Annotated in this window: 10 protein-coding genes; 5 read left to right on the forward strand and 5 right to left on the reverse strand. The window is 60.4% G+C overall.

Features of this window, described 5'->3' with window-relative positions:
• The 3 genes from VN887_16290 to VN887_16300 form a co-directional block, all read right to left on the reverse strand.
• Positions 1-507, reverse strand: a 507-nt coding sequence (locus tag VN887_16290; protein HXT41567.1) for an SDR family NAD(P)-dependent oxidoreductase, incomplete at its 3' end; no start/stop codon positions are given.
• A 22-nt stretch (positions 508-529) separates the two neighbouring features.
• Positions 530-1,570, reverse strand: coding sequence for a beta-ketoacyl synthase N-terminal-like domain-containing protein (locus tag VN887_16295; protein ID HXT41568.1), 1,041 nt, complete (start codon positions 1,568-1,570; stop codon positions 530-532).
• A gap of 1 nt (position 1,571) precedes the next feature.
• Positions 1,572-2,837, reverse strand: a complete 1,266-nt coding sequence (locus VN887_16300) for a beta-ketoacyl-[acyl-carrier-protein] synthase family protein (protein HXT41569.1) — start codon at positions 2,835-2,837, stop codon at positions 1,572-1,574.
• Positions 2,838-3,241: 404 nt separating this feature from the next.
• On the opposite strand from VN887_16300, the gene VN887_16305 reads away from it, so the two are divergent.
• From VN887_16305 to VN887_16320, 4 genes are all read left to right on the forward strand, one after another.
• Positions 3,242-4,063, forward strand: coding sequence for a hypothetical protein (locus VN887_16305; GenBank protein HXT41570.1), 822 nt, complete (start codon positions 3,242-3,244; stop codon positions 4,061-4,063).
• A gap of 155 nt (positions 4,064-4,218) precedes the next feature.
• Positions 4,219-4,803, forward strand: a complete 585-nt coding sequence (locus tag VN887_16310) for a hypothetical protein (GenBank protein HXT41571.1) — start codon at positions 4,219-4,221, stop codon at positions 4,801-4,803.
• A gap of 13 nt (positions 4,804-4,816) precedes the next feature.
• A complete protein-coding gene (locus VN887_16315; protein ID HXT41572.1) occupies positions 4,817-6,391 on the forward strand; it encodes a tryptophan 7-halogenase in 1,575 nt (524 codons plus the stop codon).
• Positions 6,388-7,152: a class I SAM-dependent methyltransferase gene (locus tag VN887_16320; protein HXT41573.1), complete on the forward strand. Its 765-nt coding sequence runs from the start codon at positions 6,388-6,390 to the stop codon at positions 7,150-7,152. Before VN887_16315 ends, VN887_16320 begins: the two co-directional genes overlap by 4 nt.
• Positions 7,153-7,154: 2 nt before the next feature.
• Here the strand turns inward: VN887_16320 and VN887_16325 are convergent, their stop codons facing one another.
• Positions 7,155-8,201 carry a radical SAM protein gene (locus VN887_16325; GenBank protein ID HXT41574.1) on the reverse strand — a complete coding sequence of 349 codons (1,047 nt, stop codon included), beginning with the start codon at positions 8,199-8,201 and terminating at the stop codon, positions 7,155-7,157.
• Between the two features lie 205 nt (positions 8,202-8,406).
• Here VN887_16325 and VN887_16330 point away from each other — a divergent pair, with 205 nt between their 5' ends.
• Positions 8,407-9,063: a hypothetical protein gene (locus VN887_16330; GenBank protein HXT41575.1), complete on the forward strand. Its 657-nt coding sequence runs from the start codon at positions 8,407-8,409 to the stop codon at positions 9,061-9,063.
• A 41-nt stretch (positions 9,064-9,104) separates the two neighbouring features.
• On the opposite strand, the gene VN887_16335 is transcribed toward VN887_16330, so the two are convergent.
• On the reverse strand, positions 9,105-10,996 hold a 1,892-nt coding region (locus VN887_16335), incomplete at its 5' end, for an insulinase family protein (GenBank protein HXT41576.1).

Below are 10,996 nucleotides of genomic sequence, written 5' to 3' on the forward strand. Positions count from 1 at the left end.
TTCCTTGGCCAGGGATTGTGTGAGGGCGACCACGCCGGCCTTGGCCGCCGCGTAATTGGTCTGGCCGGCCGGCGCAAGCAATGCGCTGAGGGATGCGATGTTGATGATCCTCCCGTTCCGCTGGGAAATCATCGTGGGCAACACGGCCTGACAGCCGTGGAAGGTCGCGTCGAGGTTCGAGGCGATTACCTCCTGCCAGGCGGTGAAAGGAAGGTTCGCCAGCAACCCGTCGTGATGTTTTCCCGCGTTGTTGACCAGCACGTCGAGCCGCTTGTCTTCCGAGACGATCCGCGCGACCACCTTTTGCCATTCGTCCGGACGCGTCACATCCAATTCGACGAGCCGGCAACGCCCCGGGTTTTCGCGCGACAGACTCTCCGCCTTGTCGCGGTTTGCGCGCACACCGAGCCAGAGAAGGTTTTGCGGAGACTCGGCGAGGAAAGCTGCGGCGATGGCGCGACCGAGACCGCCATTGGCGCCGGTGACCAGAATGACGCGGGGACTCATGCGGCGGAATTGAAACCGGAACTCAGGAATTTGAAATCACAAAATGGGCGCCGATGGCCTGTTCATTGCACCCGACCACGCTCACGGTGGCCGCGGGATGACGGTGTTGGCGCAGCGCATCAATGGCCGCCACGCATTGCCACGCGGATGCAGCCGCCAATCCCTCACCGAGATATTTTTTTGGCGACAAGGATGCACCGGGCCAGCCGTTCCAGGCTTCCTTTTCGTCGGCGTCCAGGCTTGGTAACGCTTGGAGTCCGTCGCAAAGCAGGTGCCCGGAATTTCCGACGGGCATCTCTGAGCGCATTCGCATCGCGGCCCGTCGTCGACTTTGCATTCGAGAAAACAAATGCGGGCTCGTGATGGAATGAAGCTGCACCGTGAAGCCGCGCAAGTCTTCTCGCCGCAAATACAACGCGCCCGCGCCCTCACTGAGCACGATGCCGCGCGCGAATAAACGATAGGCGTCGGCGGTAAGCCAATCGATCTCCTCGGCACCAACAACGAGACAGCCGTCAACCCGTTTATTCGACAGCCAATCGGCGGCGAGGGCGAGTCCCTGCAAAAAGGTTCCCGGATCCCCGACCAGCGTATAATTGATGGCGGTCGTGCCCAGCAGCGCGGCGAGGTGGCTTGCGGGGGCGTTGAACACCGTCTCCGGAAAAACCAGTGGACTCGCGGTCGCCGGATCTTTCAACGCCTCGTCATAGAACCGGCGGGAATAATTCACGCAGCCGGTCATTACACAGAGGACAATTCCAAGGCGCAACGAGCCGTCACCCACCGGTCCGACGTCGTCACCCAAGGCCTCGAGAGCGGCGGCGACGGCGAATTGGGTGATCGGGCTTACGCGGCGAATCCGGGCGTGGGTCATGAAGCCCGGGCGTGTCAAAGACGGCGGCACGGCCCGCACGCGCAGCGGCGCCGTCCAACCGGGGCGCGGGAGTTCCTTCGTCAAGAGTGGACAGCCTTTCGCCAGCGCTTCGCGCAGGGGCAGCACGCCCCAGCCGGCGGGCGATACCGAGCCAACCCCCTTGACGAATATGGTCTCCGCGTCGGTCATTTCACAGCCACCTCCGCAAAATAATGGTCGCGTTTGCGCCGCCGAATCCGAAGGAATTAGTCAGTGCATATTCCAATTTTGCGTCGGTTGGCCTTTTTACGATCGGGAACGCGCAGATGGGATCCGGCGATTCGAGCGTGGAAGTTGGTGGCACCCATTGGCCACGGAGCGCCATCAGGCAGACTGCCACCTCAACCGCGCCGGCCGCCCCGAGCAAATGTCCGATGCCGGACTTCGTCGAACTGACCGGAATTTTTGGCTCGTGTTTTGAGCCCCAGCGATTGATCGCGCCAGCCTCGGCAGAATCATTCAACGGCGTGCCGGTGCCGTGGGCGTTGATGTAGCCGATTTGCTCTGGCGTCACGCCGGCGCTCTGGCAGGCAGCGGTCATGGTTGTGAATGCGGCGTCGCCGCGCGGATGCGGCTGGGTCAGGTGATGCACGTCCGTGGCTGCGCCATAGCCGGCAATTTCGCCGAGAATCGCGGCACCGCGGCGCTGCGCGTGTTCGAGTGTTTCCAGTGTGAGTACCGCCGCGCCTTCGCCAATGGCCAGCCCGTCGCGGCGTTCGTCAAACGGACGGCAGCGCGTGGGCGACAACGCCTGCAAGGAATCGAATCCGGCAAAGACGAGATGACTGAGCGCATCGTAACCGCCGGCAAGAACGCGCTCCGCGTGGCCGCCCCGGATCAACTCCCACGCGTGGCCGATGGCATTCGCGCCGGAAGCGCAGGCGTTGGCGATGATGGTGATGGGGCCGCTGAAGCCGAATGCGTCGCAAAGATTCAGCGCCTGCCGTTGCGCCTGGTAATGGACCACACGAGCGGGCTGGCCGCGGTGGGCGTCGGGCGTGCCAATGGCGTGGCGATAAAAATCCTGGCCAAAGCTCATTCCGCCGCTCGTCGTCGCGAGCACCACAGGCAAATTATCCGAAGACCGCCATCCGGATTGATGCCACGCCTCGTGCGCGGCAAGCAGCAACAGTTTTGCGGCGCGATCAAGCCGCCAGGCCTGCTTCGCAGACAAAAGAGTCTCGGGCAGGGCAGGGGGTAATGTCGCTTCTCCGCCGACCTTCACGCGCTGACGTGAGACGTCGAAAAGAGTGACTGCGCGAATGCCGACTCGACCGAGGCGAAAACCTTCGGCATTGGTTTTCCAACCGGCGCCGAGGGAAGTGACGATTCCGGTACCCGTGACGACGACACGCGCCCGAGGGGTGAAACGTTTTTTTGACGAGAACAGCACGACGGTTTGATTATTTGATTGCACACTAGCGAAGAACTTTGCCGCAAGTCAAACCGGTGACCGCTGCGCTATGTAAAACATTCGCAGTATTATTGATAAACGGCAGGCGTTGATACGACTATCGACAGGGGGCGATATATTTACTCCACCGATTCGCCCGGTATTAACCTCGGTCGAGCGGCGGACGTTTTCGGCGCATTGCATACAGGCTCGATCATTTCCTTGCGATTCGCGGCGCGTACTTGGCCAACGTGGAACAATGGAGTAATGTCTTAGTCGGCTGAATGGCACATGACACTGACTGTAAAAGTAACTTCGGCTTTGGGTGCCAGTCCGGTAAGGGCGAAAGTGCTCAACGCAACGGTTGGAACTGAAGCCACGATCACTCCCATGACCTTGCAGGAAGCTCGGCAGTATTACAACCAGCCATGAAAAAGCCGTTCATGATCATTTGCGTTTTAAGTGTCGCGGCTCTTGTCGTGCTGAAGACGGTGTCCCGTAAAAGTGCGATAGTGACGCAGGAAATGCCGGAAGTGCAACCAACAAAGAAATCATCCGCCGATAAGGTTGCGCTTCGTTCACGCGCAGAGCAGGTCACACCTGCGCCGCGAATTGTTGCGCCCGAAACGACCAAACTGGTCTTTACTGCGTATGTCGCGACGGCGACCGGATTGGTACCGGTACTTCGGACTCAGGCTCCATCCGCACGTGTATGGACACCGGAAGAAGCTCAAGCCGCTAGAGAAAGCACGGAAACAGCCCGGGAGCAATGGCGACAAGAGTTGAAAATGAAAGATGAGTATAAAGAAACGTTCGCCAAAGAAGCGGAATGGAAAGAGAAATCCAAAGCTATTGCAACAGGAATGACACTCCAAGAGGTCGTCGCCGTCATGGGCTTGCCAACACAGACGCAAGTTTTTGTTGAGATGGACAAAGAACACGATGAACTTACGATCGTGCCGAACAATACCCTAGCCAACGTCACAGGATTGGCCTTCGTCCGGTACGACCCGGATGGCAAGCAACCGTCATTGGGTGAAAGCCTCGGTGCAGGACTGAATGAATTGCCATTCGACCATCTCTTCTTATCGTTCGATAATAAAGGAAGACTAGAGGTGATGAGCTGGGGTAAAGCAGGTCTTTTAGCAACAACCGTTTCAACATCAATCAAGCAAAACATCGGTCAGCAACAAAACTCATCACCATCTAGCCCGGTCGCCGCCGAGCCAGTGACCTCACCAAAGCAATAAACTGACGGAGATTTGATTCGGGTGGCGGTCGTTTCATCAACGAGAATCCCCATCTCGCACTCCTTGACGGCTGGCGCTCGAATCGTTTTAGTTTGGAGGTCGAGCCGGCGGTTTTCAGGGTTGTCAGTCGAATGGTCGTCGCCTAGAGTCGGCGCATGAAAACGAAAATACTGACTGGCACATGGCTGACTGTTCTGGTGGCAGCAGGCGCGTTGGGGCAATTCGCGAACGCGGCCGACCTGACCGCGTTTCAGCTTGCCAAGGAGGGCAATCGCTACGTCAGCGACGAAGCGAAGGACAAAATCGTCCAGATTCGCTCGGATAAATCGGTTGGCTCCATGACACCCATCATCTGGTATGTAGTTTATTTTGACCAGGACGCCAAGTTCAGAGCGACGGAAGTCAAATTCGGCGCGGGCAAAAAGCTCGAAGTCACCCGGCCGATGCGCATGTTCGAACGAATCGGCCGCGATTACAAGGCGCTGAATACGAAAGATCTGAAAATCGACTCGGACAAGGCGTTGGAAACCGCCCTCAAAGATCCACTGCTCGAAAAATTGACGATGAAGGCCTCGCAAATGTGGCTCGACCGTGGCGAGGAAGGTCCCACGTGGCGAGTCCGGCTGTGGGCCGCCAAGTTGAGGAACCCCAACGACCAGGCTGACATCGGACAAATTTTCATCTCGGCGGAAGACGGCAAGGTGTTGCGCCGGGATCTTCGTATCAACCGCGTTGACTAACGCGGCTTGAAACGTGACCGCGTTGCCGCAAAGGCCGCCGAACTATGACGTCGTTGTCGTGGGCGGCGCTCTGGCCGGGGCGGCGACCGCCATTCTCCTGCTGCGCGAGCAGCCGAAGCTGCGGGTGTTGATTGTCGAGAAGGCGGCGGCCTTCGCACGGCGTGTGGGCGAGGCAACGGTCGAGGTCAGCGGTTACTTTCTGAGCCGGGTGCTGGGATTGACCCAGCACCTGAACGAAGCGCATCTCGTGAAGCAGGGGATGCGCTTTTGGTTTTTTAACGGGCAGACGAAGTCGCTGGCCGATTGCAGCGAGATCGGCGGCCGTTATCTGGCGCGTGTGCCAGCCTATCAGGTGGATCGCGCCGTGCTCGACGAGGAGGTTCTGCGCCGCGCCTGTGCGCTCGGAGCCGAATTGTGGCGTCCTGCCAACGTGGGAAGAATCGTGCTCAACGCGGGCGGAGAACAAACCGTGGAGGTGAAACGGCACGAACGAACAGAATCCGTCCGGGCGCGCTGGGTGGTGGACGCCTCTGGCATCGCGGCGGTACTCGCGCGCCAGGAAGGCTGGTGGCGGCCAAACACCGCGCATCCCACAACCGCCGTCTGGGCGCGTTGGACCGGCGTCAAGGACTGGGATGGTTTGGAACTCGCCGGAAAATTTCCGGACTGGGCAAAGACATGCCACGGTATTCGCGCGACGGCCACGAACCACTTTACCGGCGACGGCTGGTGGGCCTGGTGCATCCCACTGAAAGGCGGCGACGTGAGCGTGGGCGTGGTGTTCGACCAGCGCCGGGTGCACTGGCCGGAGGGCGGGCAGCTCGGAGACCGGTTAAAACATTTTCTGAGGCAGCATCCCGTGGCGCGGGAAATACTCGATGACGCCACGTGGCGGGAGGGCGATGTGCACTGGCGCAAGAACCTTGCGTATTGGAGCACGATATTCGCGGGGGACGGCTTTGCCCTGGTTGGTGACGCCTCAGCGTTTCTTGACCCGCTTTACAGTCCGGGCATGGACTGGGTTTCCTTCACTGCGAGCGCCAGCGCTAAGTTGATTCTGTCTCAGCAGCGTGGAGAAGACATCGCGGCCGCGCTGGCGAAGCACAACCGGGATTTCGCGCAAAGCTATCAGCGTTGGTCCACGGCTCTTTACCTGGACAAGTACGAGTACCTGGGAGAATACGACTTGATGCGCCTGGCCTTCCTTCTCGACCTGGGTCTCTACTACCTCGGCGTGGCGTCGCAGCCATACAAATACGGCGCCGCCGCGCTAAGTGAGCCGGTATTCGCCTCGCCGGTCTCGGCACCGTTCTTCCACCTGATGCGTCTGTACAATCGGCGCCTGGCGCGAATTGCGCGCCGCCGCCGCGAACGCGGCCGGCTGGGAAGGAGGAACGCGGGTCGTAGTTTCATGTTCAAGGGCTACACTTTTTCGCGCTCAAGCGTGCTGCCGGTTTTCAGCGCATTGGCCGGCTGGTTGTTGCTGGAAATCCGGGAAGGGTGGCGAAGTTGGGGGCGCCCGCGCGTGGCGGAGAAACAGCCGGATCGACTGCTGATTCCCGTTGGCGGCACCACGCCGCATCAATGATCACGGACAAAAACGAGCAGATACCGGCGCGCCTTGCCCCGCATCGTCCGTTGACGGAGTTTTATCCGACGGCAGCCCAGCGGGCGCGTTACGTCGGCGATTTGTTCGACCGTGCCGCGGGCGATTACGACTGGATGAGCGGCGCAATGTCATGGGGGACCGACCGCCGGTATCGCCGCAGCGCACTGCGGCAGGCGGGGCTTCGGCCGGGCCTGCGGGTGCTCGACGTTGCCACCGGGACCGGTTTGGTGGCGCAAGCCGCGCTGGACCTCGGCATTCCGGCTGATGATCTGACCGGGCTGGATCCGAGTCGCGGCATGCTGTCTGAAAACCAGAGAAGGCACGCGTATCAACTGATGCAGGGCATCGGTGAAGCACTGCCATTCCGGAATGAAACGTTTGATTTTATCTCCATGGGTTACGCGCTGCGGCATGTCGAAGATCTCGGCAGGCTTTTCGCGGAGTTCCACCGTGTGTTGTCCGAAAAGGGCCGGGTTCTGATTCTGGAGATTACGCGCCCTTTGTCGCGAGCGGGCTTTGGCCTGATGCGATTTTACATGCGCCGCTTGATGCCATTGCTTACGCGGCTGGGCACCCGGCATCGCGACTCGGCCCGGCTCATGGAGTACTACTGGGCCACCATTGCCGAGTGTGTTCCTCCTGCTTCGATTCTTTCGGCGTTGTCCTGCGCGGGATTTGTGGACGTGGCGCGTCGGACCACCGGCCGTGTTCTCAGCGAGTATCAGGGGACAAAAAAATAAGATCAGGCGACCAGCGTCTCGGCGCGCCGGGCGCGGGTCTTGGCCGTCTCCGCCAGTTTTTGGTGGTAATGATCGGCGAGACTCCGCTCTGAGGGCTTCAATTCTTCGGCAGCAATCGCGGAAAGAATCCGCTCCTCGGTCATTATGAAGCGGTCCCGTTTGTAGAGCAGATAATCCTCGCGCAGATCGGGCGGCGTCAGGTTGATGGTGACGAGGTTCGCGCCGGTGCGGAGGCCCCGACGGTAACCGCTGCCGGGCTCGGCGATGTTGAGCGCGCTGACCGCCGGGATCACCCAGTCCGGTCGCATGAGGCGGAGCGCCGCCATACAATTCAGCGTCAAATCAACGTTGGCCGTGGGGGAAGACGCCAGTGGCGTCTCATTGCCCGGAATGAACGGGCTGACGCTGCAACCGTCCAGCGGCAGTTCGCGGGCCAGAGCGAAATTCGCCAGCAGGGCGTCCGCGCTTTCACCGGGCAGTCCGGCGATGAAGCCGGAGCTGACGTTCCAGCCGTTTGCCGCCAGCAGGCGGATGTGTTCGATCCGTTCCGCCAGAGTTCCCGGCGCCTCCATCCGTGCGTAGAGTTCCGGGTCGGCGATTTCGAATTTAATGATGTAAATGGATGCGCCTGCGGATTTGAGCTCATCGTAAATTGGAGGGTTCAACGTGCCCAGGCACACGCTGATCCCGACCGGGGTTTCACGACGCAGAATCCGGATGAGCGGCAAAACCACTTCACGGACGGCAACGGGATCTTCCCCGGTCTGAATGTTGATGTCGGTGATGCTCGCCGGACGATGATGGACGAGCAGGTCTGCCAGTTGGTCGAGCCGGGCGCGATGTCGGGACAGGTCGCGATTCCCGCGCCGCATGCCGCAGTAGGAGCAGTTCTCGCGGCAGAAATTGGAGACCTCGACAACACCGCGCAGGAAAACAGTGCGTCCGAATTCATTGGAGAACGCGTTTGCGGCGCGTTCATGAAAGGCAAGCTGGGCCTTGCCACGCGAATGCAGGATGCCGGTCGTCGGGAAAAACGGCTCGTCAATCACCGCCTCAGTTAAAACGGTCTGTGAACCAAGCGCAAACCAATTTCAGAGGGTGTCGTCCGCCGTCCGTGCGGCCCCCGGCGCGGAGCGGAATTGACACCCTGGACCCGGCCCGCCAAGAATCAACCCGGTCGACCTGACCAAACTGGATCGAACGATCTCGCGCCCGGAATGGTCTTATCGACATGTGACCTCCCTAACTGAGGCTGTGAAACCAATCTTACCATGGTGCGTTGCTCTCGCGTTGCTGGCGGCGTTGACTCTCGTTTACCGGCGTGAGAAGGAGAGCGACGAGTCCAAACTGATGCAGCTCCGGCAGGACAATGACCAACTGTCCGCGCTGCGGGCCGAAAACGAGGAATTGAAAAGGGTCCGGGTGCAGGTGGAGGAGCTGGCCCGTTTGCGCAAAGAGAACGAGGAACTTCACCGCTTGCGCAACGAAGTCCACCAGTTGCGCTCGGAGAAGCAAGAGGCGTCCAAACCGGGGTTCTCCGCCCCGGACGCCGCGCAAGCGAAAGCCAACGCAGTGACACAGCAACAGATGCAGCAGCAACTCCAGCAGCTTCTCGCCGAGAACGACCGGTTGCGCGCGGAAAACCAGCGATTCGTGCAGGCGGGTATCGACGCGCAGGTCGGCGCCCAGGCCAGTGCCTGCGTCAACAACCTCCGCCAGATTGACGGCGCAAAACAGCAGTGGGCGTTGGAGAACAAAAAGACCGCCGATGCGGTTCCGAGCGTGCAGGACCTGTTGCCGTACTTCAAAGGCGAGACTTTTCCGGTTTGTCCTTCCGGCGGCGCCTACGCTGTAAACGGCGTCAGCCTGCCGCCGACTTGCTCGGTCGCCGGCCACGTGCTTCCGCAGTGATCGCGCAGGCGGCGCCAGCCCGGTTCATTCGCAACCAACGATCAGATCTTCTTTGGTTGAGCGACCGCAACCACCAGAGCGTCCGCGTCCAGGTATTTCGCCGCCACCGAGCGGATTTCATCCTGAGTCACCGCTTCGTATTTTGTGTCCTCGGTGTCGGCGTTGGTGTACCCGAGGCCGTAGAGCTCGTCCAGGGCGGTGGTCATGGCAAAACTCCCCAGGTCCTGGCGTGCGATTTTCTTTTGTCCGATCAGCTTTGCCTTCGCGCGCTTGAGTTCTTCCGCGGTCAAACCGCCTTCACGCAGCAAGGCCGCCTCCTTCAATAACTCCTGTTCAACCAGTTCGACTTTTTCGGGCGCGGTGCCGCAATAGAAGGCGAAGTAGCCCGGCGCCAGTCCGAAGAAATTCTGAGCGCCGACGTAGTAGGCCAGTCCGAGCTCATCGCGGATGCGCAGGAATAGCCGGGACCCGAGATCGCTGCATGATTCCTGGAGGAGCTCGAGCGCGTAGCGATCCGCGGCATGAACGGTCGTGCCGGGAAACGCCACGACCACCACGGCCTGTTTCTTGTCGCGCGTCTCGGTGGCGCGGCCGGGATTGTTGCGTGCGCGCGGCAGCGGGGCCCTGGCGCCGGCGCGTTCCCATCGGGCGAAGGCCCGCTTTGCAGCCGACAAAACCTGTTTCGATTTCACATCCCCGTAGATGGCGAGGACACAGTTGTCTGGAGAGACAAGCTTCTGATGGAATGATCTCAGATCGGAGGTTTGCAGATTTTCCACGCTTTCCTCGGACCCGAGGGCATCGAGGCCATAGCCGGTGTCGCCGAACAGGGTACGGCGCATCGCGCGAAAACAGCTTTGAAGCAACTGGTCCCGTTGTGCCTTGATCGCCGCCAGCTGAACCTCGCGCTCGCGTTCCAAGGCAGGCTTCGAAAAAACCGCGTTCAACAGCACGTCTGCCAGGAGGTCCATTCCGTCGGGAAAATCTTCGCTCATTACCTCCGCGCTCACGCCAAAACTGTTGTTGCCGCCAAAACTGTCAATACTGCCGCCCAGCGATTCAATCTCTTCGACAATTCGTTCAGCGGTCCGCTTCTTCGTTCCTTTCAACAGCATCTTCGCGGTCAACTGCGAGACCCCATTGGTCGGAAGGGTTTCGGCCAGCACCCCTCCCTTGAAGACCGCGCGAAATTCGACAAATGGAAGACGATGGTCCTCTTTCACGAGCAGACGGAGGCCGTTTGACAGTTCATGTCGCTGGATCGCGCTGTCGGCAATCCGGGGCGCCGTTTGCGTTTGCCCGGGCCGTAACCCGGCGGGGAGCAAAGCGTAAACGGTCCGATTTTCCACCGTCAGATACTTGCGGGCGACTCGCTGGAGGTCGGCGCCCTTCACCCGCTTCACGGCTTCCAGATAGCGTTCCGAAAAACTGAGGTCGCTGGCGGCGATCCAGCTGCCGCCAAGGTCCTGGGCCTGGCCCTGCATGGTCTTGCGCGCCGAAAGCGTGGCCGAGATGAATTGTTTGACGACCTTCCGCAGTTCAGCGGGTGAAGGGGGTTTTGATTTCGCCTTTTCGATTTCGTCAAACATCGCGTAGCGAGCCGGGGAGAATTTGTCGCCGTCTGCGACCGCGCTCACGCCAAACAATCCGGCGTTGCCGGGGCTGTACGTCCAGGCGTCAACGGTATGGACGAGGCCCTTCTTTTCACGCACCTGCTGGTAAAGGCGCGAACTGCGTCCTCCACCGAGCAGGGTCGCGAGTACGTCCAGAACCGGCACATCGGGATGGCGCAAATCGGGAATGTGCCAGCTGAAATGCAGATGGCCCAGTTCGATGGGCGCCTCCTCGATGACTTCGCGTGGCGCGGTCTGTTGCGGTTCCCCCGGCAGCACGACCGGCGGCAGCGGCCGGGTCTTTGACTTTGCGTAAGCTT

The sequence above is a fragment of the Candidatus Angelobacter sp. genome, assembly GCA_035607015.1.
Classification (GTDB): Bacteria; Verrucomicrobiota; Verrucomicrobiia; order Limisphaerales; family AV2; genus AV2.